The organism is Niabella yanshanensis (assembly GCF_034424215.1).
GTDB lineage: Bacteria > Bacteroidota > Bacteroidia > Chitinophagales > Chitinophagaceae > Niabella > Niabella yanshanensis.
Map to the genome: position 1 here is coordinate 4,800,087 of NZ_CP139960.1, position 26,853 is coordinate 4,826,939.

35 protein-coding genes are annotated in these 26,853 nt (G+C 41.1%); 28 read left to right on the forward strand and 7 right to left on the reverse strand.

The genetic code is table 11. The features are described from left to right. Positions 1-18 precede the first annotated feature (18 nt). Positions 19-1,647 (reverse strand): alkaline phosphatase PafA, encoded by a 1,629-nt coding sequence (pafA, locus tag U0035_RS19900; RefSeq protein WP_114790688.1) that lies wholly within the window; start codon positions 1,645-1,647, stop codon positions 19-21. Between the two features lie 149 nt (positions 1,648-1,796). Beyond that, on the reverse strand, positions 1,797-2,180 hold the full coding sequence (locus U0035_RS19905; RefSeq protein WP_114790689.1) for a hypothetical protein: 384 nt from the start codon (positions 2,178-2,180) through the stop codon (positions 1,797-1,799). Between the two features lie 407 nt (positions 2,181-2,587). Between U0035_RS19905 and rpsJ the strand changes: the two genes are divergently transcribed. The 25 genes from rpsJ (at position 2,588) to U0035_RS20030 (ending at position 17,530) form a co-directional block, all read left to right on the forward strand. Next, positions 2,588-2,893, forward strand: coding sequence for a 30S ribosomal protein S10 (rpsJ, locus tag U0035_RS19910; protein ID WP_008584585.1), 306 nt, complete (start codon positions 2,588-2,590; stop codon positions 2,891-2,893). A 306-nt stretch (positions 2,894-3,199) separates the two neighbouring features. Then, on the forward strand, positions 3,200-3,817 hold the full coding sequence (rplC, locus tag U0035_RS19915) for a 50S ribosomal protein L3 (protein WP_114790690.1): 618 nt from the start codon (positions 3,200-3,202) through the stop codon (positions 3,815-3,817). 35 nt (positions 3,818-3,852) lie between these two features. Beyond that, on the forward strand, positions 3,853-4,494 hold the full coding sequence (gene rplD / locus U0035_RS19920; protein WP_114790691.1) for a 50S ribosomal protein L4: 642 nt from the start codon (positions 3,853-3,855) through the stop codon (positions 4,492-4,494). Between the two features lie 32 nt (positions 4,495-4,526). After that, positions 4,527-4,826 carry a 50S ribosomal protein L23 gene (rplW, locus tag U0035_RS19925; protein ID WP_114790692.1) on the forward strand — a complete coding sequence of 100 codons (300 nt, stop codon included), beginning with the start codon at positions 4,527-4,529 and terminating at the stop codon, positions 4,824-4,826. A 115-nt stretch (positions 4,827-4,941) separates the two neighbouring features. Further along, complete coding sequence (gene rplB / locus U0035_RS19930; RefSeq protein WP_114790693.1) at positions 4,942-5,781, forward strand: 50S ribosomal protein L2; 840 nt, start codon at positions 4,942-4,944, stop codon at positions 5,779-5,781. Positions 5,782-5,809: 28 nt separating this feature from the next. After that, on the forward strand, positions 5,810-6,076 hold the full coding sequence (rpsS, locus tag U0035_RS19935; RefSeq protein ID WP_114790694.1) for a 30S ribosomal protein S19: 267 nt from the start codon (positions 5,810-5,812) through the stop codon (positions 6,074-6,076). Between the two features lie 104 nt (positions 6,077-6,180). After that, entirely contained in the window at positions 6,181-6,606 is a 426-nt protein-coding gene (gene rplV / locus U0035_RS19940) for a 50S ribosomal protein L22 (protein WP_114790695.1), read from the forward strand. 9 nt (positions 6,607-6,615) lie between these two features. Next, positions 6,616-7,374, forward strand: coding sequence for a 30S ribosomal protein S3 (gene rpsC / locus U0035_RS19945; protein WP_114790696.1), 759 nt, complete (start codon positions 6,616-6,618; stop codon positions 7,372-7,374). A gap of 76 nt (positions 7,375-7,450) precedes the next feature. Then, the gene (gene rplP, locus U0035_RS19950) at positions 7,451-7,873 is read left to right on the forward strand and encodes a 50S ribosomal protein L16 (RefSeq protein ID WP_114790697.1); all 423 of its coding nucleotides are present in this window, start codon (positions 7,451-7,453) and stop codon (positions 7,871-7,873) included. A 24-nt stretch (positions 7,874-7,897) separates the two neighbouring features. After that, positions 7,898-8,113 (forward strand): 50S ribosomal protein L29, encoded by a 216-nt coding sequence (gene rpmC, locus U0035_RS19955; RefSeq protein ID WP_114790698.1) that lies wholly within the window; start codon positions 7,898-7,900, stop codon positions 8,111-8,113. Between the two features lie 32 nt (positions 8,114-8,145). Further along, a complete protein-coding gene (gene rpsQ, locus U0035_RS19960) occupies positions 8,146-8,403 on the forward strand; it encodes a 30S ribosomal protein S17 (RefSeq protein ID WP_114790699.1) in 258 nt (85 codons plus the stop codon). Between the two features lie 142 nt (positions 8,404-8,545). Further along, positions 8,546-8,914, forward strand: coding sequence for a 50S ribosomal protein L14 (gene rplN / locus U0035_RS19965; RefSeq protein ID WP_114790700.1), 369 nt, complete (start codon positions 8,546-8,548; stop codon positions 8,912-8,914). Positions 8,915-9,022: 108 nt separating this feature from the next. Beyond that, positions 9,023-9,358 carry a 50S ribosomal protein L24 gene (gene rplX / locus U0035_RS19970; protein ID WP_114790701.1) on the forward strand — a complete coding sequence of 112 codons (336 nt, stop codon included), beginning with the start codon at positions 9,023-9,025 and terminating at the stop codon, positions 9,356-9,358. 51 nt (positions 9,359-9,409) lie between these two features. Then, positions 9,410-9,985, forward strand: a complete 576-nt coding sequence (rplE, locus tag U0035_RS19975) for a 50S ribosomal protein L5 (RefSeq protein ID WP_114790702.1) — start codon at positions 9,410-9,412, stop codon at positions 9,983-9,985. A 23-nt stretch (positions 9,986-10,008) separates the two neighbouring features. Then, a complete protein-coding gene (rpsN, locus tag U0035_RS19980; RefSeq protein WP_114790703.1) occupies positions 10,009-10,278 on the forward strand; it encodes a 30S ribosomal protein S14 in 270 nt (89 codons plus the stop codon). Between the two features lie 103 nt (positions 10,279-10,381). Next, positions 10,382-10,780 carry a 30S ribosomal protein S8 gene (rpsH, locus tag U0035_RS19985; RefSeq protein ID WP_114790704.1) on the forward strand — a complete coding sequence of 133 codons (399 nt, stop codon included), beginning with the start codon at positions 10,382-10,384 and terminating at the stop codon, positions 10,778-10,780. A 151-nt stretch (positions 10,781-10,931) separates the two neighbouring features. Beyond that, positions 10,932-11,486 (forward strand): 50S ribosomal protein L6, encoded by a 555-nt coding sequence (gene rplF, locus U0035_RS19990; RefSeq protein WP_114790705.1) that lies wholly within the window; start codon positions 10,932-10,934, stop codon positions 11,484-11,486. An 87-nt stretch (positions 11,487-11,573) separates the two neighbouring features. Further along, positions 11,574-11,930: a 50S ribosomal protein L18 gene (gene rplR / locus U0035_RS19995; protein ID WP_114790706.1), complete on the forward strand. Its 357-nt coding sequence runs from the start codon at positions 11,574-11,576 to the stop codon at positions 11,928-11,930. Positions 11,931-11,957: 27 nt separating this feature from the next. After that, entirely contained in the window at positions 11,958-12,476 is a 519-nt protein-coding gene (gene rpsE, locus U0035_RS20000) for a 30S ribosomal protein S5 (protein WP_114790707.1), read from the forward strand. A 102-nt stretch (positions 12,477-12,578) separates the two neighbouring features. Then, positions 12,579-12,758 carry a 50S ribosomal protein L30 gene (gene rpmD, locus U0035_RS20005; RefSeq protein WP_114790969.1) on the forward strand — a complete coding sequence of 60 codons (180 nt, stop codon included), beginning with the start codon at positions 12,579-12,581 and terminating at the stop codon, positions 12,756-12,758. 125 nt (positions 12,759-12,883) lie between these two features. Continuing rightward, on the forward strand, positions 12,884-13,333 hold the full coding sequence (gene rplO, locus U0035_RS20010; RefSeq protein WP_114790708.1) for a 50S ribosomal protein L15: 450 nt from the start codon (positions 12,884-12,886) through the stop codon (positions 13,331-13,333). 148 nt (positions 13,334-13,481) lie between these two features. Further along, on the forward strand, positions 13,482-14,822 hold the full coding sequence (secY, locus tag U0035_RS20015) for a preprotein translocase subunit SecY (RefSeq protein WP_114790709.1): 1,341 nt from the start codon (positions 13,482-13,484) through the stop codon (positions 14,820-14,822). Positions 14,823-14,889: 67 nt separating this feature from the next. Next, positions 14,890-15,690 (forward strand): type I methionyl aminopeptidase, encoded by an 801-nt coding sequence (map, locus tag U0035_RS20020; RefSeq protein WP_114790970.1) that lies wholly within the window; start codon positions 14,890-14,892, stop codon positions 15,688-15,690. Between the two features lie 104 nt (positions 15,691-15,794). Further along, positions 15,795-16,997: a BaiN/RdsA family NAD(P)/FAD-dependent oxidoreductase gene (locus U0035_RS20025; RefSeq protein ID WP_262510885.1), complete on the forward strand. Its 1,203-nt coding sequence runs from the start codon at positions 15,795-15,797 to the stop codon at positions 16,995-16,997. 266 nt (positions 16,998-17,263) lie between these two features. Beyond that, entirely contained in the window at positions 17,264-17,530 is a 267-nt protein-coding gene (locus U0035_RS20030) for a hypothetical protein (RefSeq protein WP_114790711.1), read from the forward strand. Between the two features lie 87 nt (positions 17,531-17,617). Here U0035_RS20030 and U0035_RS20035 read toward each other — a convergent pair whose 3' ends face one another. Then, on the reverse strand, positions 17,618-18,655 hold the full coding sequence (locus tag U0035_RS20035; RefSeq protein ID WP_114790712.1) for an aldose epimerase family protein: 1,038 nt from the start codon (positions 18,653-18,655) through the stop codon (positions 17,618-17,620). Between the two features lie 32 nt (positions 18,656-18,687). Between U0035_RS20035 and U0035_RS20040 the strand changes: the two genes are divergently transcribed. After that, positions 18,688-19,845 (forward strand): galactokinase, encoded by a 1,158-nt coding sequence (locus U0035_RS20040; protein ID WP_114790713.1) that lies wholly within the window; start codon positions 18,688-18,690, stop codon positions 19,843-19,845. A gap of 79 nt (positions 19,846-19,924) precedes the next feature. Here U0035_RS20040 and U0035_RS20045 read toward each other — a convergent pair whose 3' ends face one another. Both U0035_RS20045 and U0035_RS20050 read right to left on the reverse strand, forming a co-directional pair. After that, positions 19,925-20,434: a DUF6265 family protein gene (locus U0035_RS20045; protein WP_114790714.1), complete on the reverse strand. Its 510-nt coding sequence runs from the start codon at positions 20,432-20,434 to the stop codon at positions 19,925-19,927. Between the two features lie 75 nt (positions 20,435-20,509). Then, complete coding sequence (locus tag U0035_RS20050; protein ID WP_162817844.1) at positions 20,510-21,622, reverse strand: NAD(P)/FAD-dependent oxidoreductase; 1,113 nt, start codon at positions 21,620-21,622, stop codon at positions 20,510-20,512. Positions 21,623-21,691: 69 nt separating this feature from the next. Here U0035_RS20050 and U0035_RS20055 point away from each other — a divergent pair, with 69 nt between their 5' ends. Next, positions 21,692-22,099, forward strand: coding sequence for an EVE domain-containing protein (locus U0035_RS20055; RefSeq protein WP_114790716.1), 408 nt, complete (start codon positions 21,692-21,694; stop codon positions 22,097-22,099). Between the two features lie 243 nt (positions 22,100-22,342). Next, positions 22,343-24,115 carry an aromatic amino acid hydroxylase gene (locus U0035_RS20060; RefSeq protein WP_114790717.1) on the forward strand — a complete coding sequence of 591 codons (1,773 nt, stop codon included), beginning with the start codon at positions 22,343-22,345 and terminating at the stop codon, positions 24,113-24,115. 32 nt (positions 24,116-24,147) lie between these two features. Here U0035_RS20060 and U0035_RS20065 read toward each other — a convergent pair whose 3' ends face one another. Together U0035_RS20065 and U0035_RS20070 are read right to left on the reverse strand one after the other, a co-directional pair. Further along, positions 24,148-24,768, reverse strand: a complete 621-nt coding sequence (locus U0035_RS20065) for a carbonic anhydrase (protein ID WP_114790718.1) — start codon at positions 24,766-24,768, stop codon at positions 24,148-24,150. 80 nt (positions 24,769-24,848) lie between these two features. Next, the gene (locus tag U0035_RS20070; RefSeq protein WP_114790719.1) at positions 24,849-26,768 is read right to left on the reverse strand and encodes an SPFH domain-containing protein; all 1,920 of its coding nucleotides are present in this window, start codon (positions 26,766-26,768) and stop codon (positions 24,849-24,851) included. Between the last annotated feature and the right edge of the window lie 85 nt (positions 26,769-26,853).

Sequence of the window (26,853 nt, forward strand, 5' to 3'; positions counted from 1 at the left end):
TATCTGGCATCCAGCATCTTATTGAGTTACCTCGGTAATCGGCTTGCCAATGGCTCCATTAGGCATTTGAATGCGTAATAAGGCCGCAACAGTAGGTGCTATATCGGTCATATACACTTCACGGTTACTTTTTCCGGGCTTAATGCCCCAGCCCATCCAAACTAATGGAATATGGGTGTCGTGCGGGTTCCAGGTACCATGTGTAGTTCCTGTTCCACCATATCCGCCTTCAAACCAGGCGGGGTAGGGTATCAACTGTATGGTGCCCGAGCGTTTGTTATTATAGCCATTAATGGTCATTTGTTTCACTACTTCAGGAACCGGCTCAGCACCTATATTTTCTACATCAATGACAAATTGCAGTTCAGGTACATCCTTTAAAAACTTCAAAGAGGCTTTTTTAATCGCGTCATAATCTAGTTTCTGTTCCTTAATTACTTTTTTATTAAAATTGATCTGGTAATTAGTGTTAGACAGCACTATTTTCTCTGCGCCAAACTGAGCTTTTAAAGCATCGTTAAGGCTGGTGGTGATCTTTTTTAACTCAAGGAATTCTGCAGGCATCTTATACTCTTTCATGAAGTTGATGGCATGCGCAGCTCCATGATCTGCCGTAAGAAATACCAGGTAGTTCCCTTTACCTAATTTCTGATCCAGATATTTGTAAAATGCACCCAGCTCTCTGTCTAAACGCAAATACACGTCTTCAATCTCGATAGAATTGGGACCATATTTATGGCCCACATAGTCGGTAGAAGCACAGTTAATGGTCAGAAAGTCCGTAGCAGTGCCACCGCCAAGGTTATTGCCCTCAATAGCAGCTTTGGCAAAATCCAATGTAAGGGTATTGCCATAAGGAGAGCTGCGGATCACATCTTTATCAGTTTTGTACACGTCTTTCAGGTGATGAGGAAATGCAGTAGTGGTTTCACCTTTGAATTTCCCTTCCCACTTCACATCGTCTGCAGTACTTTGTTTATAAGTATTGATGGGATAAAGTGTGGTCCATGGAGTAGCAGTTAGTCTGCCCGGCTCGTCTTTGGCGTTAAAATCTTTCACCCATTTAGGCAGCTCGTTCATGTACCAGGTGCTGGTAATAAAATCACCATTAACATCATCAAACCAGAAAGCTCCCGTGGGATTATGGCCGGCAGGTAAAATTGATGCCCTGTCTTTAAGGGATACGCCAATTACTTTGGATTGAAAATTGGTAGCTAAACGGAGTTCATCCGTTATCGTTGTTGCGAGCAGGTTTCTTGGCGACATTTTGCCGGCGCTTGAGTTGCTGCCTACACCCTGAACCGTTGAGTCATCGGTGCAATACACATTTTTCCCTGAGGCCTGGTCGATCCAGTTATTACCTGCGATTCCGTGTAAAGCAGGTACTGAACCGGTGAATACGGTAGTATGACCAATTGCGGTATAGGAGGGAATGTAATTGATAAAAGTATTCTCGCAGCTAAAGCCTTCGTTCAACATACGTTTAAAACCGCCGGTAGCTTCATAACGGTCGTAATACCGGTACAGGTAATCCCAGCGCATCTGGTCAATTACCAGGCCAACTACCAATTTAGGGCGTTTAACGGGTTGTGCGAAAGCAGCAAAGGCGATGATTAAAAATAAAATAGAGAGTAATGATCGTTTCATTAAATATTATTGTTCTTCAAAAATAGGGATTTGAATAAAGGTCGAAAATAAACTTTTATACTAAGAGCAAGAAAGAAAAATGCAGGTGCAGGCAGCTGTGCATTCCTGATCTTGCTGATACAATAATTATATTTTAAAAAAAGCAGCAATTATGGTAAACCAAGCTCTGTACTTAGGTTTGTTCCGTTACGTGTATACTCTTTTGCCAGCACGCCGTTTTTAAATATCTGGGTTTTTAAGGTAGCGTCACCGGTCGTTCCAGTAGCATAAACCACAATGTATGCATTTCGGGGCTTAAGCTTATAAGTAATATCACTTTCAAAAAAGTTGGCTTCTACGTCGTTCGGAACATTGATCGTTTCAAAAGCGCCATCGTTATCAATATTATAGGTTACCGAACTAATCAGGGCTCCCTGGGAACCCTCCACTCTGTAACTGATCTCATATATGTTTTCATCAATTTGTTCTTTCTTGCAGGAAACAAAAGATAGTACCGCCCAAACGGTTATAACGGAGCAGAACATAAATTTCATAAAGACTTAGTTTTGAGCCGCTAAGATAAATAACTTCATTTATATTCTGACGTTTTTCTGTTTGCCGTATAATGTGTGATATCCTTATAAAAGGAGGGATAGCTACAGTGATACAGGCAAGCTAAGGCAGGTTGAGTAATGGTATTCTGCCGGGGCGTTTTTTTGCAGGTTTGAAGACAACCTATTGGTATGCATTTCAAATATATAGTATTTATGAAAGCAGGCTGCAGCTTAAATTGCAGCGGGCGTACGATGGCATTGACAGCGTGGACGGATAAGTTTTTCCGGCTTGACCGGATATTTTTTCGAAAAGTCATCTGTTTCTTTAAAAATTATTTCCTAAAAATTAGATTATTCAAATACTTAACTGTACATTTGCACTCCCATTTCAAAAAGGGTATCTAACAATGTCGCAAAGAATCAGAATAAAATTACAGTCTTACGATCACAATTTAGTTGATAAATCAGCAGAGAAAATCGTTAAAACTGTACGTAGCACTGGCGCTGTAGTAACAGGCCCTATTCCTCTTCCTACACACCGTAAAATATTCACTGTTCTTCGCTCTCCACACGTAAATAAAAAGAGCCGTGAGCAGTTTCAGTTAGCTACTCACAAAAGACTGTTGGATATTTATACTTCTTCTTCACGCACTGTAGATGCATTGTCTAAGTTAGACCTGCCAAGTGGTGTTGAGGTTGAGATCAAAGCCTAAGGCTTCCGGATCCTTTGGGATTCAAAACATTAGTTCTTACAAGAAAATGTCATCTCTCAACTCCTAAAGGAAAAAAAGAGCTCTGATTAAAAATATTCTCAACGATAAATAGTTGAGAGCCAACATAAAACAAGCCGTTCAGGGTTTGTTTACTATCAGTACTTCCCCATAAAGGAAAAGGTTGATAGTCCCGAGACCTGCCCGACTGAGTAATTCAGGCGGGATAATCGGGAGGGATCGATTGAAGCTTTCATTTTGCTTCAAGTCCCCGATAATACCCTGTCCTGCTATTTAAATCGCAAAAAAATGAAAGGTATTATTGGAAAAAAATTAGGGATGACCAGCATCTACGATCCTTCAGGCAAACAAACCGCCTGCACGATCATTGAAGCAGGTCCTTGTGTTGTTACACAGGTTAAAACGAAAGACACAGACGGATACGATGCATTACAGGTATCGTTTGGTGACAAAAAAGAAAGCCGCACTAACCAGGCAGAAAAAAACCACTTTGCAAAAGCTAACACTGCAGCAAAAAAGTTTTCAACAGAATTTCGTGATTTTTCAATAGCAAAAGCCCTTGGCGAAACTATAGGCGTTGACATTTTCTCTGAAGGAGAAAAAGTTAGCGTTGTTGGCACGTCTAAAGGTAAAGGTTTCCAGGGTGTTGTTAAACGTCATGGTTTTAGTGGGGTAGGTGAGCAGTCTCACGGACAACACGATCGTCAAAGAGCTCCGGGTTCACTGGGTAACTCTTCTGACGCTGCACGCGTTATGAAAGGTATGCGCATGGCTGGCCGTATGGGCGGTGACCGCGTTAAAATGAAAGGTTTAAAAGTGGTGAAAATTTTCGCTGAAAAGAATTACATACTGGTAAGCGGATCTGTTCCGGGGCATATTGGTTCTATCGTTTTAATTCAAAATTAATATAACCCAAACCTTAACATATAAATTAAAGTAAGATGCAAGTTGAAGTTTTAAATATACAAGGTAAGGGTACCGGTCGTTCGGTTGAATTACCCGATGATATCTTTGCAATTGAGCCTAACGATCACGTTATGTATCTTGCAGTTAAACAATATTTAGCTGCACAGCGCCAGGGTACTAACAAAGTTAAAACCCGTGCTGAAGTAAAGGGTTCGAGCAAAAAGTTACACAAACAAAAAGGTACTGGTGGTAGCCGTAAGGGTAATATCCGTAACCCTTTATATAAAGGTGGTGGTACTATCTTCGGCCCTAAACCCCGCGATTATAGCTTTAAGCTGAACAAGAAAGTGAAAGACCTGGCTAAGATCTCTGCGCTTTCTTACAAAGCAAAAGCAAATGCTATTGTAGTAGTTGAGGATCTGAACTTCGAAGCTCCAAAAACAAAAGCATTTACAGGTGTATTAAACGCCCTGAATGTAGGAGAGAAAAAGCTGATGTTCGTTTCGGATGTATTTAACGATAATGTTGAATTGTCTTTACGTAATGTACCTTCTGTTTTAGGTGTATCGTTGAGCGACCTGAATACTTACGACATCGTTAACTCTGAAGTTTTAGTACTTACCGAAAGCGCTGCAAAAGTTTTCTCTGACGAGGAAGGAATTGTAGCAGAAGCATAAGCAAATTATCAAACGTATCAAATTAAAAGAAGATGAATCCTTCTCAAGTTTTAATAAAGCCAATTTTAACCGAAAAAGCAAATGCCCAGCAAGAAAAATTGCGTCGCTATGCTTTCAAGGTTGATAAAAGATCGAACAAGCTGGAGATCAAAAAAGCTATCGAAACTTTTTACGGTGTAAACGTAACAAGCGTAAATACAGTAGTTGCTCCTGCTAAAAATAAAACCCGTTATACCAAAGCTGGTTTTATTAAAGGTCAGAAACCTTCTTACAAAAAAGCTTACGTTACTGTAGCTGAAGGAGAAGAAATTGATCTGTACGCAAACTTGTAAATAGTTCATAGTTGATCGTTCATAGTAATGAACCATTAACAATGATCCATTAACTAAAAGAAAGGCAATCAACCGCCGCGAAGTGTTGCAATAAAAAATTGTTAGAAGAAACAAAATGGCAGTAAAGAAATTCAAACCGATGACAGCCGGAACCCGTTGGAGAATCGGGAACGCTTACGCTGAAATCACTACTAACCAGCCCGAAAAAAGCTTGTTAGAGACTAAAAAAAGCACTGGTGGTCGTAACTCTTCTGGTCATCTTACTATGAGATACAGAGGTGGTGGTCACAAGAAAAAATATCGTATCGTAGACTTTAAAAGAGATAAACATAACATAGAAGCTACTGTAGTTTCTATCGAGTACGATCCAAACCGTACGGCGTTTATTGCTTTGGTTGAATATACAGACGGAGAGAAGCGTTATATCATCGCTCCTCAGGGCCTGACTGTAGGTACAAAGGTTATTAGCGGAGACGCAGTAGCGCCGGAAATTGGTAATGCGTTGAAATTAAAGAACATGCCTTTGGGTACTAACGTTCACAATATCGAATTAAACCCTAGCCAGGGTGGTAAATTGTCTCGTAGCGCAGGTTCTTCTGCCCAGCTTACGAACAAGGAAGAAAAATATGCGGTATTGAAAATGCCTTCCGGCGAATTAAGAAAAGTTTTGATTAACTGTTTTGCTACCGTTGGTGTAGTAAGTAACAGCGATCATAGCCTGCAAAGCATGGGTAAAGCTGGTAGAAACAGGTGGAAAGGTATCAAACCAAGAAACCGTGGTGTTGCCATGAACCCTGTAGATCACCCAATGGGTGGTGGTGAAGGCCGTGCATCGGGAGGTCAGCCTCGCAGCCGTAACGGTCAATACTCTAGAGGCCTGAAAACAAGGACCAAAGGAAAGGGTAGCGACAAGTTGATCATTCAACGTAAAAACGGTAAGAAGCTTTCTAAATAATTAATAACTGGAAATTAGAAATTAAGATATGGCTCGTTCAATTAAAAAAGGTCCTTATATAGCTACTCACTTAGAGAAAAAAGTGTTAGCAATCAATGAAGGAAGCGCAAAAAAATCGGTGATTAAAACCTGGAGCCGCCGCTCTACTATTTCTCCTGATTTCGTAGGCCACACATTTGCGGTACATAACGGTAACAAATTTATCCCGGTTTATGTAACAGAATTTATGGTAGGACATAAGTTAGGTGAGTTTGCGCCAACACGCCAGTTCAAAGGTCACGCTGGTGGTAAATAATAATTAGTAAAGAAATTATAACAAGGTATAGTTTAAGGCAGCGAGGACTTCAAAACTTTAAACTTTAAACCTGTCTGCCGGCAGGCAGGCTTCAAATTTATAAAATGGAAGCAGTAGCAAAACTTAGAAATTATCCAACATCTCCTCGTAAAATGAGGCTGCTCGCTGATCTGATTCGTGGTCAGAAAGTAGAGTTAGTGTTGGCTGAATTAGAACATAACCCGAAGCACTCTTCAGTACCTTTGCGCAAGCTGGTATTGAGTGCCATCAGCAACTGGAAACAAAAGAATGAAGGTGGCGATGAAACAGGATTAGTGGTTAAAACTATTTTTGTAGATGGTGGTAGAACTTTAAAGCGTATGCGTCCAGCACCGCAGGGTCGTGGATACCGCGTGCGTAAACGTAGCAACCACGTTACTGTGATTGTAGACGTAAAAGGTGAAGATGCCAAAGCTTCTAAAAAAGCTAAACCTGCCCGCCAGGCAGGTGGGACTGCAACTAATAAGACAAAAGAAACTAAAAACGCATAACCAATAAACATGGGTCAAAAAGCAAATCCAATTGGTAACAGGTTAGGTATCATCCGCGGATGGGAATCTAATTGGTATGGAAGCAAAAGAGATTTCGCTTCTAAGTTAATCGAAGATAACAAGATCAGAACTTACCTGAATGCCCGTATCAACAAGGGTGGTATTTCTAAAATCGTTATCGAAAGAACTTTAGGTAAATTAATCATTACGATTCATACATCTAAACCAGGTATCATCATCGGTAAAGGTGGTGGAGAGGTTGACAGAATTAAAGAAGAGCTGAAAAAATTAACCGGTAACGACGATGTTCAGATTAACATTTTAGAGATCCGTCGTCCTGAGACTGATGCTATGATTGTAGGTGATACCATCGCCCGCCAGATCGAAAACCGTATCAATTTCAAACGCGCTACTAAAATGGCTATTGCTTCTGCGCTGCGTATGGGTGCTGAGGGTATCAAGGTTAAATTGAGTGGTCGTTTAAATGGTGCTGAGATTGCCCGTAGCGAAGAGTTCAAACAGGGTCGTGTTCCTTTGCACACTTTCCGTATGGACATAGATTATGCAAATGTATTTGCTCAGACTGTATACGGTAAAATCGGTATTAAAGTATGGATTTGTAAAGGCGAGGTTTTAACTAAAAGAGATTTGAACCCGAACTTTATATCCGGAAACGATAAAGCAGTTGGTGGAAACGAAAGAAGAGGTGGAGATCGTCGTGACGACAGAAGAGGTGACCGCCGTGGTGCAAGAGACAGAAAAAATTAAGTTTTAATATGACCATTTGAAGATTTGAGAATTTGATTATCTCAAATCTCGAATCTCAAATCATAAATAAATAGCAATGTTACAACCGAAGAGAACAAAGCACAGGAAAATGCAGAAAGGTCGCATGAAAGGCGACGCTAAAAGAGGTACTACTATATCTTTTGGTTCCTATGCTTTAAAAGCGTTAGACTCTCATTGGATTACCGATCGCCAGATTGAGGCAGCTCGTCAGGCACTTACCCGTAGCATGAAAAGGGAAGGTAATGTATGGATCCGCATATTTCCAGATAAACCTATTACCAACAAACCTGCAGAGGTTCGTATGGGTAAAGGTAAAGGTAACCTTGAGTATTGGGCAGCTGTGGTACAGCCAGGCCGTATCATATTCGAAGTAGATGGTGTTAGTGAAGAAGTTGCGCGCAGAGCATTACAATTGGCTTCTGGTAAACTACCAATTAAGACCAAGTTCACAATGCGCAGAGATTTAGTTACTAATTAATTCGCCATTCTCAAAAATAAAGTCATGTCAAAAAAGAAAGAATTCTTAGATAGCGTTAAGGGATTGAGTGTAGAAGACTTGAAAGTGCAATTGGAGCAATCTAAACAAAGGTTGAAAAAGCTGGAATTTGCGCACGCAATCACTCCGCTCGAAAACCCAATGTCTATTCGCAGCCTGCGCCAGGACATTGCTCGCATCCAAACTCTTATCAGCCAGAAAACAGCGGTTGAGCAAGCATAAAAGTCAATACGTCAAACGACAAATTATTTAAAATGTCTGAAAGAAATTTAAGAAAAACAAGAATAGGGGTTGTTACCAGCAATAAGATGGAGAAAACCATAACTGTTGCTATTGAAAGAAAAGTTAAGCACCCTATCTACGGTAAGTTTTTGAAAAAAACAACCAAGTTTCACGCACACGATGAGAAAAACGAGTGCAGCATTGGTGATACCGTAAAAATTATGGAAACCCGTCCGCTGAGCAAATTGAAGCGTTGGAGACTGGTTGAAGTAGTAGAAAAAGTGAAGTAATTAGAATTTAGTATTGAGATATTAGTATTGACACTTTTATCGTGAAATACACTACTAAACTTTAGTAATATATTGTAAAGGAGATGATTTTGGATAAAGTGCTTCATCTAACATCTAAAATCTAACATCTAAAATCTAAAAAATGATACAGCAAGAAAGCAGGTTAAATGTAGCGGATAACAGCGGCGCGAAGGAAGTACTTTGTATTCGTGTATTGGGCAACAGCGGCCAGCGTTATGCAAGAATTGGCGATAAAATAGTAGTTACCGTTAAGGACGCAATGCCTGCAGCCGGTATTAAAAAAGGTACAGTTGCGAAAGCGGTTATTGTACGTACTACTAACAAATTACGCCGTAAAGATGGTTCTTACATCCGTTTTGATGACAATGCAGTAGTGATATTGAATGCGGCAGATGAACCAAGAGGTACACGTATTTTTGGCCCGGTAGCCAGGGAATTACGTGATAAAGGATACATGAAGATTGTATCATTGGCACCAGAGGTATTATAAATAAATAGCTAATTAGCCGGTGAGCTAATGTGCTAATGAAAGTTCGAATAAATTTTATGTGTATAATTGGCTAATCGGCTCATTATCACATTAGCAAATTAATTTAAAATGAGCAACAGATTTAAACCCAAGTACAACATTAAAAAAGGCGACCAGGTGGTTGTGATTACTGGTGCGGATAAAGATAGAACCAAACCACGCCTAGTAAAAGAAGTATTGGTAGACGAAGGTAAAGTATTGGTAGAAGGTGTTAATATCAAAACACGTCATACCAAACCTTCTGCGCAAAATACTAAAGGTGGTATCGTTAAAAGCGAAGCTCCTATTAATATCAGCAACGTTATGTTATGGGATGCTAAAGCAAAAGCGCCGTCTAAAGTAAGACGTGAGCGCGAAAACGGTAAAACTGCCCGCGTATTTAAAAAATCGGGTGAAAAAATTTAATCCCAGTCTGCCGCCAGGCAGGATTATATCGATTAAAACAACAAAAAGATCATGAGCACAAATACATATACTCCAAGGTTGGCAACAAAATATAAAAGCGAAGTAGCGCCTGCTTTGGTTAAAAAGTTTGCTTACAAAAGTGTAATGCAGGCTCCCAAGCTTGAAAAAATTTGCGTAAACCGCGGTGTAAACGGTGCTGTTACCGATAAAAAGCTGGTTGATGTTGCAGTAGAAGAGCTGACAACCATCACTGGTCAGAAAGCGGTAATCACACAGTCCAAAAAAGACATCTCTAACTTTAAACTTCGTAAGGCTATGCCAATCGGTGCAAGGGTGACTTTGCGCGGAGAAAAAATGTACGAGTTTTTGGATAGGCTGATTTCTGTGGCGCTGCCTCGTGTACGTGATTTTAAAGGTATCAACGAAAAATCTTTCGACGGTCGTGGTAACTATACAATGGGTGTTACTGAACAAATCATTTTCCCTGAAATTGATATTGACAAAGTAAACAAGATCACTGGTATGGATATTACTTTCGTAACTACAGCTCAAACTGATGAAGAAGCTTACGAACTGTTGAAAGAATTAGGCATGCCTTTCAAAAATATTAAAAGAAACGCTGAGTAATTAATAAAACTGAATAATATAAAATGGCAAAAACTTCAATAAAAGCCCGTCAGCTAAAAAGAGAAAAATTAGTTGAGCAGTATGCGGCTAAAAGAGAAGAGTTGAAACAAGCCGGTGATTATGCCGCTTTAGATAAGCTTCCCAAGAACTCATCTAAAGTACGTCTTAAAAACCGTTGCCAGCTTACTGGTCGTCCTAAAGGTTATGTTCGCTACTTTGGCATCTCCAGGGTTGCTTTGAGAGACATGGCTTTGAACGGGAAAATTCCAGGACTTAAAAAAGCCAGCTGGTAATTGATTTCGAATATTGAATATTGATTATTTAATATTTACCGACCAACAAATAAATATTAAATCTACAACCTGCCTGTCGGCAGACAGGTCTTAAATATAGATTATGGTAACAGATCCAATAGCAGATTTCTTAACAAGAATACGTAACGCGCAAATGGCGGGTCACCGTGTGGTTGATATTCCTGCATCTAACCTGAAAAAACGCATGACTGAGATCTTGTACAGACAAGGTTACATCCTGAAGTATAAATTTGAGGATGACAGCAAACAAGGCGTTATTAAAATTGCGTTGAAATACGATGCAGATACCAAACAGCCTGCTATCCAGAGCCTGGAAAGAGTAAGCCGTCCGGGTTTGCGTCAGTACGCAAAACCTGCGGAGATCCGCAGAGTAAAAAACGGTTTGGGTGTAGCTATCCTGTCTACTTCTAAAGGAGTAATGACTGATAAGGAAGCGAAAGCTCAAAACGTAGGCGGAGAAGTTCTTTGCTACATTTACTAATCGTAAATATAAGATGACCTGGAATGAAGAAAATGGTTTCAGGTTATCTCTAAAAATAAAATTGAGTGACAATCTAAGTTCTCTATACGGAAACTGAACACGGTCAATCTACATTTTCAAACTATTAAATAATAATTTTCAAAAAGAAATTATGTCACGTATAGGAAAAAAAATCATCACTGTTCCGGATGGAGTAACAGTGCAAGTGAGTAGCGATAACGTAGTTACTGTAAAAGGAAAAAAAGGTGAGCTGAAGCAAGCTATTAATCCGGATATTAAAGTAGAGGTAAAAGATGGTCAGCTTACTGTAAGCCGTCCTTCTGACCAGATCCAGCATCGTGCCCAGCATGGTTTATACCGCGCTTTATTGGCTAACCTGGTTCAGGGTGTAACTGAAGGTTTCGAAAAGAAACTGGAATTAGTGGGTGTGGGTTATAAAGCTACGAACCAGGGAAATTTGTTAGATCTTTCTTTAGGTTACTCTCACAATATCCTGGTAGAAGTTCCAAGCGAGCTGACACTAGCTACAGAGCAACTGAAAGGGCAGAACCCGATTATTACTATTTCTGGCAGCGATAAGCAATTGGTAGGTGCGGTATGTGCAAAAATCCGCAGCCTGCGCAAGCCAGAGCCTTACAAAGGAAAAGGTGTTCGCTTTGTTGGTGAGATTGTAAGGAAAAAAGCTGGTAAATCGGCTGGTAAATAAATCATTTAATGTTTAAAGTTCAATGTTGAATGTTGAACTTTAAACTCCAAAATATTCCTGGCAGCATCAGGACAAAAATATAAAAAGATGTCAAACGTAAAATCATTAAGAAGACTTAAGATTCGCCACACTATCCGTAGAAAAATCAGTGGTACTGCGCAGAAGCCGAGATTAGCTATATTTCGCAGCAATACTGATATCTATGCTCAGTTGATTGATGACAGCAAAGGTGTTACCATTGCTGCAGCTTCTTCAAAAGATAAAGATATCAAAGCTCAAAGCGGTACTAAAAGCGAAAAAAGCAAATTAGTAGGTGCAGCGCTTGCACGCAAAGCCGGCGAGCTGAATGTAAAAGATGTGGTTTTTGATCGTGGCGGATATTTGTACCATGGCCGTGTGAAAGCGGTAGCTGAAGGTGCAAGAGAAGGTGGTCTTCAATTTTAATAAATACTATAATTCTAAATAGATATAATGTCAACAGTTACGTACAACAAAGTAAAAGCAAACGATCTTGAGTTAAAAGACAAGGTGGTCGCTATTAACCGTGTGGTAAAAACTACAAAAGGTGGCCGTGCTTTTAGTTTTTCAGCTTTAGTAGTAGTAGGCGATGGTAATGGTGTTGTAGGCCATGGTTTGGGTAAAGCTAAAGAGGTTCAGGAAGCTATTACAAAAGGTATTGAAGATGCCAAAAAAAACCTGATCAAAGTTCCTATTTTGAAAGGTACTATTCCTCACGACCAATGGTGCAAAGATGGTGCAGCTAAAGTAATGATTTTACCAGCTACACCGGGTACCGGAGTAATCGCAGGAGGTTCTATGCGTGCTGTTTTGGAAGCTGCCGGTGTACATGATGTATTAGCAAAGTCTTTGGGTTCTGCTAACCCTCATAACGTGGTAAAAGCTACATTCAAAGCTTTAGCTATGTTACGTGAGCCGGTAACTATCGCAAAAACCCGCAACTTAGGTTTAAAGAAAGTATTTCAAGGTTAATATTGTTTGAAGTTAGATGTTTAAAGTTCAATGTTTTGTAACGACTTTAAGCTTTCAACTTTGAATCTGTCTGCCGACAGGCAGGCCTTAAACATATTCGAAATGAAAAAAGTAAAAATAACATTAGTAAAAAGCCCTATCGATCGCCCGGAAAGACAAAAGCTTACTTTGCAGGCTTTGGGCTTAAACAAAACTAACAGCAGTAAGGAAGTTGAAGCTACTCCACAGGTGCTTGGTATGATCCGCAAGGTGGAGCACATGCTGAAAGTAGAAGAAATCTAATATTTTCCATAGTAAATGTAGAATTTGAAGTGTAAGTGTTATACATTTGCATCCTTAAAATTCTACATTTATCATTTTAAGAAGCGAGCCTCGGCTTTGGGGCGTAAGTTTTAAAAAAGCAAATAATGAAATTACATGAATTAAGACCTGCAAAAGGTTCTACTCACAAGGAAAAAAGAATTGGTCGTGGTGAAGGTAGCGGCTACGGTGGTACCTCAACAAAAGGTAACAAAGGTGGTCAAAGCCGTGCCGGTTACAAAAGCAAAATGGCGCATGAAGGCGGTCAGATGCCTATCCAACGTCGTGTGCCTAAAAGAGGGTTCAAAAATCCTAATAAGATCACTTATAAAGTATTCAACGTAGGTCAGTTTGATCACTATGCTGAGGTTTACGGTTTAACTGATTTTACTTTTGACAGTCTTTATCAAATTGGTGCTGTAGCTAAAACTGATAAAGTTAAAGTTTTGGGTACAGGGGAATTGAAAGGTAAGTTCAGCTTTAAAGTGCACGCAATAAGCGAAAAAGCTAAGTCGATTATTGAGGCAGCCGGCGGAACAATAGAGATTTTAAATTAATTCTGATAAATATATTTGACGCACCAGTCGGGTGCGTCATTTGATTTTGACGGTTGTTTAAGTAAGATGAAACTTCTTCGAAGTTTCTCTTGTCCGCAGGACTCTTCCGGAGACCGGGTATCAATAAAAATTATTCAAGAGAAATCAGGTGAAAAAATTTATACAAACATTAAAGAATATCTGGAGCATTGAAGAGTTAAGGAGTAAGATTCTTTTCACTTTATTGCTTGTAGCTGTTTACAGGTTGGGTGCACATATCACCTTGCCTGGAATCAATCCAATTGCTTTAGAACAACTGAGTAAATCTCAGTCTCAGAACGGGATCCTCGATCTGATCAATACTTTTGCCGGTGGTGCTTTTAATATGGCATCTATTTTTGCGTTAGGTATTATGCCTTACATTACTGCCTCTATTTTCGTGCAGTTGATGACCGTGCTGGTACCCACTTTCCAGAAAATGCAGAAAGAAGGAGAAAGTGGTCGTAAAAAGATCAACCAACTAACGCGTTATATCACTGTATTAGTTACTGTCGTACAGGCTTTCGCTTATGTAGCTTATTTGCGTCAAACCTCAGGACCTGCTATTGTTCCGGGTTTTGGCGCAGCTTACTTTACACTGACAACGGTTGTGGTTTTAACCGCAGGTACTTTGTTCGTGATGTGGTTGGGTGAAAAAATAACTGATAAGGGTTTGGGTAACGGTACCTCCCTTATTATTATGATGGGTATCCTTGCGCGCTTGCCACAGGCCTTTGCACAAGAACTATCTTTCCGTTCAGAGCGTACTGGTGATATCCTTATTTTTATTATAGAGATCGCAGTATACATCGCTATTAACATGGGTTGTATTTTATTGATCCAGGCAGTAAGGAAGGTACCGGTTAACTATGCTAAACAAATTGTCGGTAACAGGCAGTTTGGTGGTGCGCGTCAGTTCTTACCTCTAAAGGTGAACAGCGCGGGTGTAATGCCAATTATCTTCGCTCAGGCTATTTTATTTATCCCTACATTATTTACTTTAGGTAAAAATGGCGGCGATCTGGGACGTATGTTTACAGATCACACGAGTGGCTGGTATATGTTGATTTACTCCGTAGTGGTAATCGGCTTTACTTTCCTTTACACAGCGTTGATCTTTAATCCTAAACAGATATCTGACAATCTAAAGCAGAATAATGGGTTTATCCCGGGTGTAAAACCTGGTCAACCTACTACAGATTACATTGGTAGCATCATGGATAGAATCACCTTCCCGGGAGCAGTAATGCTGGCCTTTATCGGTATTCTTCCCGGTTTGATCCAGTTATTATTTGGTATGACCCAGGCTTTCTCTATGTTCTTTGGTGGTACATCATTGTTGATCATGGTGGGTGTGGTTTTAGATACACTTCAGCAAATCGAAACGCAGTTGATGATGCGCCAGTACGATGGGTTAATGAAAGGTGGTCGTATCCAGGGCAGACAAACCAGCTCTGCTGTACAGATTTAACCAGCACATCCAATTTATTAAAATACAAACCCGGTTTTACCGGGTTTTTTTATGAACTTTGCAGGCTATGATTATTATCAAAACAGATGAACAGGTAGAGCTGATGCGAAAAAGCGCATTAATGGTAAGCCAGACTTTAACTGAAGTGGCAAAAATGCTGAAACCTGGTATCACTACTTTGTCTTTAGATGAGTTTATAGGAGATTACATTAAAGATCATAATGGTGTCCCTTCTTTTTTAAACTATCACGGATATCCCTTCAATTCCTGCATTTCGGTTAACGATGTGGTAGTACATGGATTTCCTAATAAGAATGAATTAAAGGATGGGGATGTGGTTTCTATAGATGTAGGTATCATTCTCAATAAATGGCATGGTGATCATGCCTATACTTTTGTAATAGGCGAAGTAGCTGAAGATATACAACAATTAGTTAGGGTAACCAAGGAATCGCTTTATAAGGGTATTGAAAAAGCGGTTAGCGGTAATTTTATCGGAGACCTGGCTTTTGCCATCCAGGAGCATACGGAGAAAAAACATGGTTATGGCGTAGTAAGGGAATTAGTGGGGCATGGACTTGGACAAAGTATGCATGAAGATCCGCAGGTGCCTAACTACGGCAAGCGGGGTAGCGGTAAGAAGCTAAAGTCCGGAATGGTATTGGCTATTGAGCCGATGATCAATATGGGGAAAAAAGATGTGTTTACTGAATCCGATGGATGGACCATCCGTACAAAAGATGGCAAGCCATCTGTGCATTTTGAACACGACGTATGTGTGAGAAAAGATAAGGCAGATATACTTTCCAATTATGCGCCTATTGAAGAGGCGGAAAGGAATAATCCTAACTTGTTTGTGTGTGGATAATGTAAGGTCTATGGTCTGTAGACAATGGACGAAGGTCGGAGGGCCGTGCCAGGTCAATAGCGAACTTTAAATCTCAAATTATAAATCAGCAATCCTTAATTGTAATTGGTGGCGGGGCCGCAGGTTTTTTCTGCGCTGTTAATGCAGCGAGAATGAATCCGGCCTTAAAAGTTACTATAGTAGAACGTTCTAATAAATTACTATCAAAAGTTAAGGTGAGCGGAGGGGGGCGCTGTAATGTAACCCATGCCTGTTTTGATAAGGTAGAGATGTCAAAACGGTACCCGAGAGGAGGCAATTTTGTAAAGAAATTATTTCACCGTTTTTTTACTCATGATACAATAAATTGGTTTAAAGAACGCGGCGTCGAGTTAAAAGCTGAAGCGGATGGCCGTATGTTTCCTGTTACGGATTCTTCTCAAACAATTATCGACTGCCTGTTAAGAGAAGCGGATCAATACAACGTGCAGATCAGAATGCATTGCGATATCAAAAGTATAAAGAGCGCTGACAGCGGTTTCCAACTCTCAACAGCGAATGATGAAGAACTGACCGCTTCTTATGTATGTGTTGCTACAGGGGGCTTTCCCAAAGCTTCGATGTTTGACTGGTTAACACGAACCGGGCACAGTTTCTCAGCGCCTGTACCTTCTTTATTTACGTTTAACCTGCCTAAACATCCGGTTACTCAACTGATGGGCGTAAGCGTTCCTGATGCTTTAGTAAAGATAACAGGTACTAAGCTGCAACAACAGGGGCCGGTGTTGATTACCCATTGGGGACTGAGCGGGCCGGTCGTATTGAAGCTAAGCGCTTATGCAGCCAGGGACTTGGCCGAAAGAAACTGGGAATTTGACACTATTATTAACTGGGTGCCAAAGTATAATGAGCAGACTTTAAAGGAACATTTTCTGCAATTGCGCAATGATAACGGCTCATCGCTTTTGTATCATAAAAACCCTTTTGGATTACCACAACGCCTTTGGGAGTTTTTCTTAAAAGAGTGTAAGATCCCCGAAAGCTGTCGTCGTGCCGACTTACAGGCCAAACCTCAGAACGAGCTGGTAAAAAAGTTAACCAATTATCTTTTTTCCGTAAAAGGTAAAACGACCTTTAAAGAAGAGTTTGTTACAGCTGGTGGTATCACATTAAGTGAAATCGATTCCAATACCATGATGAGCAAAAAACGGCCTAATTTATTTTTTGCGGGAGAGGTTATTGATGTAGATGGCATCACCGGAGGCTATAATTTTCAAAATGCGTGGAGCACAGGGTGGGTAGCGGCACATACAATCGCTGCTATGTAATAATAACCCGACATTAATTTTATTGATATGCATCCCGCGGTTTGTGGAGGCACAAATTTCAGCATGGCCCCGTCAGTGCCTCCACGGGCTGGGGCGGCCTTATGATATTCTCATCTGTTTTTCTAAAATGACCTGTCCCTTTTATATCTTTTTGCGGATTGTAAATCAGTTTTAGCGAATCATAATAACTGCCATCATGTTTTTGGGGTTTAAGTGAAGTTTGTTGGATCAAAATACATTATCAACAAATTTCAAAATTCACGATCATGAAAAAGAAAACATTCGGTATTTGCATTGCAGCTGTTTCGGCGTTCACAGGGCTGTTTGCTACTATAGCTCCCAATGCAGAAGCAAAGGCCCTGGGTCAATGCAACCTTGTGGTAAGGTTTTACAAGCAAGGACAATTTGTATCGCAACAGGTATATGTGGGCTACTCAAACGATTGCGGCGCCTGGCAAACTAATATGTTACAGAGAATTAATAACCTGGTAAACTATAATGGTTCTATAATGGATAGCAACGCCATATATTAGTGTTCCATAACCGTTTGGTAAAAGTGAAAGAGGATCTTAAGTGGATCCTCTTTCGCTTTTATAGAATAAGCCCTTGCAGAGCGAACCTTATTTACCAGTGATGCGATAAACGGTCTTTGTATAATACTGCTCTCCCGGTCTTAATACCGTATCGGGAAATCCGGCAATTCTTATGGCATTCGGATGCTTTTGCGTTTCATAACAGAAGCCGGAGAATGGTTGATATTGGGTTCCGTTTTTCCCTGTTATAACCGGTGCCCCTACAGCGTTGTAAAGGTGTACCAATGGCTCGGTAGTAAAAACCTGCAGTTTGATATCCTGGTCATCTGAATAGGCCTCCGCAGCTACATTTTCGAGAGATGGATTGTCTAACGGAAAACTGATATCTATCCCGTTTTCATAATTTTCAATTTTACCGGTCTGTTTAAAATTTCTGAAATCATTCCTGGTACCGGCAACACTTAGTACTTTGCCAGTAGTGCAATAATTGGAATCCTGCTCCAGGTAATGGCTGGCATTAATTTTAAGATGATGATCCTGGATATCGCCCTCGCCATTGTTTAAATTGAAATAGCTATGATGTGTAATGTTAACGGCGGTAGGTTTTGTGGTGGTTGCTTTCAATTCATAGCTTAATTCATTATTGTCATTAAGCCTGAAAAGTATCTGTGTTGTAAGTTCGCCGGGAAATCCCTCCTCACCATCGGCGCTTATATACTGGAGTACGAGCTCGTTGGCTAAAGAGGGAATCCGCTCCCACACTTTTTTATCAAACCCCTCTACGCCGCCATGCAACTGGAAGCCCGGGCTGGTGCTGTTGAGATTGTAATCGGTTCCATCAATTGTAATGGCCGATTTGTCGATGCGATTACCATAGCGGCCAATAACAGCGCCAAAATAAGGATAGTTAGCAAGGTACGATTCGCTCCAGTATTGGGCCGGATCGTCGAACCCTAAAACAATATCATTGTAAGTGTTGTCGGATTTCTTTATTTTTATCGCCATGATAATGGCGCCATAGTTCGTAATTTGTACGATGGTTCCTGCATCGTTTTTTAAAGAATAAACAAAAATGTCTTTCCCGTTTGGATGTTTGCCATGCTGTTGTTCTGATATTTCAACCATACATTTATTTTACATAAAAATATAGAATTGATATGACTATCGATAACCTGAAACTTGAATTTGAAAAGAATTTTAACAAACCCGCCCAACATATTTTCTTTTGCCCCGGACGTGTAAACCTTATTGGAGAACATATTGATTATAACGGAGGGATGGTAATGCCATGCGCTATTACTATGGGTACTACATTGCTGGTCGCAAAAAATGATGATAATATTTTCAGGTTCCGTGCTGTTGATTTCCCTGAAACAACCGATGTGGCCCGGCAAAGCAGTTACAGTAAAACCGGGTATGAGTGGTTTAATTATCCGGTAGGTGTGATCCACGAATTTACACAGGCTGGTGTTGAGCTGAGCGGACTTGATTTTCTTTTTAGCGGTAACCTGCCTATAGGTTCAGGACTGTCTTCTTCTGCCTCTATTGAAGTATTAACGGCACATGCTTTAAATGAGTTGTTCAACGGTGGGATGAGCAAGGTAGAACTGGCTTTATTGGGCAAGCGTGTAGAGAACGAATTTATGGGTTTAAACAGCGGTATTATGGACCAGTTTGCCGTAGCTATGGGTAAGGATTCTAACGCAGTATTGCTCAATTGCGATACCCTCGATTATGAATACCTGCCTTTTGAGATCGGCGATTATGTACTGGCGATTGTGAATACGAACAAGCCGCGCAAGCTGGTAGAATCGAAGTATAACGAGCGCTTTAATGAATGCAGAGCTGCGTTAAAGCAGTTGCAACAGGCATTGTCTGTAGATCATTTATGTGAAGTAAGTATTGAAGACTTTAATAAACACCGGTCTCTTATTAACGATGCCACTGTGGAGAACCGGGCTTTGCATGTGATTTCGGAAGATCAGCGGGTAAAAGATGCGAGGCAAGCCCTGGTTTCGGGCAACATTAAAAGGTTCGGTGAACTCATGTATGCTTCACATGCGTCATTGCAAAGCCTTTATGAAGTGTCAGGTATAGAACTGGACACCATTGTAGATTTTTGTAAAACCTTTGATGACTGTATAGGAGCCCGTATGACCGGCGCTGGCTTTGGCGGTTGTGCTATTGCTTTGGTTAAGAAGGAAAGCTTTGATGATTTTGGCGTACAACTAGCCAAATATTATAATGAAAAAGTGGGCTACCAACCTGGAATATTCTCTTCTGTAATAGCAGAAGGTGTGAGAACCATTGTATAAACCTTTTCCGCTTTATTGTAAGGGCTGCAGCAATCAATTTAATAGCTGCAGCCCTTATTTTTTTCGTTTAACAGGTTTTTTATTGGGCTGTCTTTTTAAACGGAAATCCTTCTTTTCTTTCCTGGCCTTTAGCAAGGCCCGAAATTTCAGCGTACAAAGAGTCGTTTCCTATTTTTGTATAGGTTATTTGGGTAGGAAAGTCATGCTGAGGATTCTCGAAAACGAGTGCTTCGGCATCCTTAGATCTTAATTTAAAACTTACCGATTCGTTATCATGCTGTCCCTTGGTTTTTATAACACAGTGTATCTCGTTATTTCTTTGCTCCAGCTTTACCTGTTCATAAAAGATGGTGTCTTTCTGAGATACGATAAAACTTTCGGCTGTATAAGTAGAATCATTCTCTTTGCGCCAGGTTTCAGTTGCCTTACCTATTTTCGAGCTGTCAGTCCAGGTGCCTAATAACCATGAAATGCTATCCAGCCTTTCATATGGGCTGGCTTTGACAGTCGCGGCTTTTTCTTTTGGTGTGGCATTGCAAGCAATCATACCAATAATAATGCTTATTGCCAACGGTAGTTTTGGATTCATAAAAAGTAAATATTGAATTTTTAAAAACAACTTAATGTGCCCGGTCCTAAGAACACTCTTAAGACCGGTAATTCTTTATATCATTTCTGCCAGCATTTTTCCCATCATTGGGGCAAGCGCCACACCCATGCCGCCCAGGCGGATGCTACAGAAAGTACGGTCCGTCAATTGTTTCAAAACAGGCGATTTGTCTGGCCCCATAGCCATAATACCGGCCCAGCGCTGTTGGATAGCGACGCGCTGCCCGGGGAGTATAACCTTGCTTAAAAAATCCTCTAATGCCTGCTGTATAGGTAATGTGGTGAAGGCATCCAATGTGTATTCGGTTTCAATCGATGTATTGCGCGCACCGCCTAACAGGATCCGGTCATTCAGGTTCCTGAAATAATAAAAACCCTCATTATAATGAAAAACACCATTTAGCTTTAAACCGGGGATAGGCTCCGTCAATAAAACCTGTCCCCGCGCCGGTACTACTGCAATCTCCGGTAGCAGCGATTTACTGAAAGCATTGGTACAAAATACCAGATGTTGTGTGGATAGGGTTCTCTTATCACTTGTATTTAAGATAATATTGTCTTTGTTTTCGTCAAAGTTTTTTAACTCGGTTCCAAACATCACCTGCACGTCCATAGCAATCACTTTATGCATTAAAGCGGTCAGTAACTTACCGGGGTGTAGCGCTCCTTCAAAACGGTTTTCCAGCACATGGCTAATGCTTTCAAAGCCAAAATTCTCAATACATTCGTTTTTGGGTACAAAGGTTTCGGTAGCATTGGTAATATTATACAGCAATCCGTTGATATAGCTTAGCTTTTCAAGCGAGCTGTCATGAGTTAATAATTCGTATCCTCCTGTATTATGGTAATCAAAATCGATATCATTGAAATGCTGGCGGATGATCTTCAGCCCTTCAAAACGCCAGCTAATCAGCTGGAGCGTCTTATCTACGCCCATTATTTCGATATCGGATAGTATTTCGGTAAGGCTGCCAAAACAGGCAAAACCGGCATTGCGGCCCGAAGCCCCGGCTGGCGTAGCTCCCCGCTCAATAATGGTTATTTTTTTTGAGGGATATTTTTGTTTCAGGTGCAGCGCTGCCCACAAGCCGCTAAAGCCTGCACCGACAATGACAATATCCTGGGGGGCATAAAATGTTTCTGCTTCCCAAATGCTTAATTGTTGCAAATGATTTCTACTTTTATGAGCATAAATTTATCATTTTAATATTTTTCATTCAATATTTATTATTTTATCATGGCTTATTGGTTGATCAAATCAGAACCGTTTAAATATAGCTGGGACCAGTTAGTAAAGGACAAGAAAACCGTATGGGATGGTGTACGCAATTATGCGGCAAGATTGAACCTGCGGGCCATGAAAAAAGGAGACCTGGCTTTTTTTTACCATAGTAACGAAGGCGTAGAGATTGTGGGCATTGCTAAAATAGTAAAGGAAGCTTTCCAGGATCCTACCACTGACGACGATCGCTGGGTAGCAGTAGAAGTAGCCCCTCATAAAAAGTTAAAGAATCCGGTAACGCTCGCGCAGATAAAAGCTGAACCTAAATTAGCAGATATGGACTTAGTGCGCTTAGGCAGGCTCTCTACGCAGTCGGTAAAACCGGAAGAGTGGGAACTGGTGCTGAAAATGGCCGGTGAGTAATCATTTCATCAGGCAAGGTTAGCTTTCTCCTTTAATTCCAACTTAATAATACTGCTCAAGTATCTCTTTCAAAAAACGGATGCCTAACCGTGTGAAATGTACAGACTGGTGTCATAAAAATAGGGTCATAAAAAATTTAATGACATAGTTGTGGGCTTCGCGAAAGAATACCTGAAAATGTTATCATCTCAGGAAAACTTACAGTTGTTAGTTTTTGTTTAATATTGCACTTTCCAGTGCTGTATGAATAATTATAACAACGTAATAATAGATAGGTTACCCCGTCATTTGCGGCAATATATTGTGCCGCAGCATTATCATCATTATACACCTATAGATCAAGCGGTTTGGCGTTATGTGATGCGGCAGAATTATAATTATTTAAAGGATGTTGCCTATTACCCTTATATACCAGGGCTAAAAAAAGCCGGCCTGACCATCGAACATATTCCTGACCTGCAAACTATGAACGATCATTTAAAGCAGATCGGATGGGGAGCGGTTACGGTAAATGGTTTTATACCCTCACAGGCCTTTATGGAGTTCCAGGCTTACAAAGTGTTGATCATTGCTGCCGACATACGACAGATTGAACATATTGAATATACACCCGCTCCCGATATTATTCATGAGTCGGCCGGACATGCGCCTATTATAGGCGAACCCGAATATGCCCGGTACCTGCAGTTTACGGGAGAAGTAGGCACCAAAGCCATGAGCTCTAAAAAGGATCAGGAGTTATTTGAAGCCATTCGTAAGCTGGCGGTGCTGAAAGAACTGGCGGGAACGGGCGAAAATTTAATTAAGCAGGCCGAAGAGGAATTAATGCATATCCAGGCCAATATGGGGCAGCCCTCAGAAATGGCTTTGCTGGCCCGCCTGCATTGGTGGACTGTAGAGTATGGTTTGATTGGCGATCTCGACCATTATAAGATATATGGCGCGGGTCTCCTTTCTTCAATAGGTGAAAGTGTAAGTTGCATGAAGCCGGATGTGAAAAAGATCATGTATACATTGGATGCGGTCCATTACGCTTATGATATCACGCAGCCCCAACCTCAATTATTTGTAACGCCGAATTTTGAGAACCTGGTAAATGTGCTGGATGAATTTGCCGATTCTCTTTCTTACAGGAGGGGAGGCGCCCTGGGCTTAAGAAGAGCTATTGAATGTGGAATGCCCTGTACTGCGGTCTATAGCTCCGGATTGCAGGTCTCGGGCGTCTTTGTTGGAAACCGGAAGGAGGAACATCTTTCGTATTTACAAACCAAAGGTGCCACCGCATTAGCTGTTAATCATACAGAACTGGAAGGCCATGGTAAAGCTTATCATAAAGCTGGCTTTGGATCACCTGTTGGCAAATTAATAAATACAGGTAAGCCACTAGAGGCGTGCACGACCGGTGATTTAAAACAACTGGGTATTGAAGAAGGACAGACTGCTGTACTACATTTTACTAACGGACTGGACGTTAGAGGTGTTGTTGGAGAGATCCTCTTGAATGACAATAAAATTATTTTGATCCGCTTTACTGAATGTGAAGTAAAAGACACCAATACAGGTCAGGTATTATTTGAGCCCACCTGGGGACGATACGATATGGCTGTTGGTGAGCAGATCGTTTCCGTATTTGCGGGCGCTGCTGATAAGGACGCTTTTGAACAGGTAACCTTGCTGCCCAAAGAAATGCCCCTGTCTTCTTACACCGAAGAGCAACGCGCCTTACATCAGCTATATCTGCAGGTACGTAATGTAAGAGAGGGAAACGCTATGAAGAGTGACCTGGTAAATGTATGGGCTAAAATAAAAACCAATCACGCTCATGACTGGCTTTGTGCTATTGAAATATTAGAGCTGGTGAAAGATCAACCGCTGTTGGAGGATTTGAGGTTTGAAGTGGAAGACTATCTCGAACAACTGAAAACTATTCAGCCAGGTCTATCAAAACTAATCGATGATGGTTTAAATACCATGAACCAGATTGCTATCCTCCCGGGAGTGCATACTGACTTATAGGTCGACTGAAAAATACATAGTCTACCAGTGTATTAATCATCATAAAAAGTGGCTATGCCCGTTGATATATTGTACATAGCAGGAACAATTTTGATGGCATTGGTGTAAACATGCTGCCGTATAACGCTGCTTCGCTCTTCCAGTTGGCGGGCAGCCTGTTTAACATGTAGAAGCGCTACCTTATCCACAAAGGATTGATTTTCCCCCGTTCGGTCAATTACTTCTGTTAGTTCCCGGGGGATACATGTTTGTATGTCGCTTAATAAAGAATATAGGTTTTCCATTCCTGTAAAATTGCAGGCCGCTTTAACTGCAGCGCAACAAGTGTGGCCCATCACCACAATTAGTTTAATATGGGCCACAGCAACAGTATACTCCAGCGAACCTAAAATGGGTTGTGTCGCTACATTCCCGGCCAGTCGCAGGGTGAAAATATTCCCGATACCCTGGTCGAAAATCAGCTCGGGAGTAGTACGGGAATCCATACAGGTTAGAACGGCCGCGAAAGGTGACGGATTTTGACTAACTGCATTTGCTTTTTGAAATAGACTTTGTATTTGAGATTGATTATTTTTAAAACGTTCATGTCCCTTTTTAAGTAAGTGCAGCGCCTGCTTAGGCGTGATGTTTTGTTTGAAGTCTGTATTTTTCATCTGTTTAGTTTTTTTATGAGGACAAATAATGGTTTGTAGTTTTAATAAGGTTTGCCTGGTTCATATCATTTACCGCGTGTTTACATTTCGGTGGTTGATGCCTCGTCCTTTTTCTTTTCCTGCATCATTTGTATAAGCTGCATGCCCATTAGCCCGCTTAAACCACCATCTGTATTACCACTGCCATTTACAATTAAATCAGGGATGATCTTTATGCCACCTTTACTGATTTCTTCGGTTATCTTATAACGGGTGAAGTTGTCCCCACCCATGGCTTTAACCTGCTGTTCATAGGCATGTGCGGTAGCGTTCCCAATCGCTTCTGTTTTTTCGGCTTCTGCTAAACCTGTTTTACTGATACGTTCAGCATCTGCCGTTGCATTTAGTTTAGTGGCTTCAGCCTGTGCTCCAGCCCTTGCTTTTGTAGCCTCAGCTTCTGCATTAGCCCTCATTTTGATGGCGGCGGCTTCTGCGTCTACCTGTAGTTTCAGGCTATTGGCGTCGCCCTCTGCTTTTTTAACAAAGGCATCTGCGGTGCGTTGTGCTATTTCCACGCTTTGCTGTGCTTTTACAATTTCTTTTTGCATATCGGCAATAGCAGTTTCTTTTTCCATACCCTGACGTTGTTCCTGCGCCATTCTTTGTATCTGGTAGGTTTTTTGCTCTTCCTCCGCTATTTTCCTGTCGGTAAGTGTTTTCATTAATGCTTCCGGTGGTAGTATATCGCCGATTAAGGTATCTACGGCATTCACATTATAATCATCCAGCACTGTCTTGATATGTTCTTTGGCTGATTGTTGTCTTTCCTTCCGTGTGCTCAGGAAGCTGATCACATCACTGTCTTGTGCTGAGTTGCGAAAGTAATTGCCTATAGTGGGTTCCAGCACCTGGCTTACCAGGTTGCTCATGCTGCCGAAACGCGCGATTACTTTTGGTGCTTCTGTTGCCGGTATATGAATGATTTGTGATACATCCAGGTTAAAGGGAAATCCATCTTTAGAACGTACTGTAATGGTGCTTAGATTTTTGTCCAGCTGATGCGATTCATTCCGGGCATTGGCCCAGTTTAGTACCAGGTTTGTGGTAGGCACCAGTTCCAGCTTCATGGTATATTTGTTGATAGGGTACTTGCCGGGTCCGTAAGCGTCTATCCACACGCCACGATGGCCTTTACTTACAATATTCCCATGTCTGAAATGTTCTCCCGTAAGGTCTTTGCCATCATCACCAATATAGCTGATTACCACACCTACAAAACCTATAGGCACATCGGTCATAGGAATTTCTTCAACCTGTACTGCCCAGGGATTCAGGTTATAGCTCCCGGCCAGAATAATTGCAGGCTGCAAACCCCGGCAACCGCCATTTTGCAGGAAGGTATCAATGTCCTGAAAGTTGTTATGTCCTTCAATCGTACGGCCAGCAATTTGCCCGCTTTCAATAGGGCGGCCATCAAGCGTAGTTACAATACCTACCATGTTCTCTTCAATCATTACCATATCTGCAATGGTTACGGTAAATGCGAGTGAGTTAATACGGTAGGTGCCGGCAGTAATATAAGCAGTTTGTCTTCCTTTCTGTCCCTGGTTTCTCAGGAACTTTTCAGCATCCTGGAAATTGTCTGAATCTACTTTTCTTGCCAGGATAGAGCCCGTAGGGATTTCAACGCCATCGTTCGCAAGTACCAATCCTATTTTACCTTCAGGTATGATGGTAAATGGTTCCATAATTACCCGGTACTGCCAGGGCCACATGCTCCAATATAATCCGGGTGCCAGCGTAGCTGCCTGGTAGCCTGCCTCCCCGTTAATAGCAATAATGCGTCCGTCGGGTAGTTTACGATGGCGTCCAAGCAGCACAAATTTTTTGGTTACAAGACCCAGCTTATTTTCAGGTACAATCACCATACCCAAAAGAAAGCGAAGGATTAACTTATAAAAGAGCAGCGCAAAAATGACCGTTACCCACCAGTACTGCGTGAAATAATTTTGTAAAATCATAAGATGTGTTTTTAGTTTAATAAATAGTTTTTTTTAAAAATTCTTACACGAACTTCGCCTGAGCCTTCAATAAAAAAGTCTTATA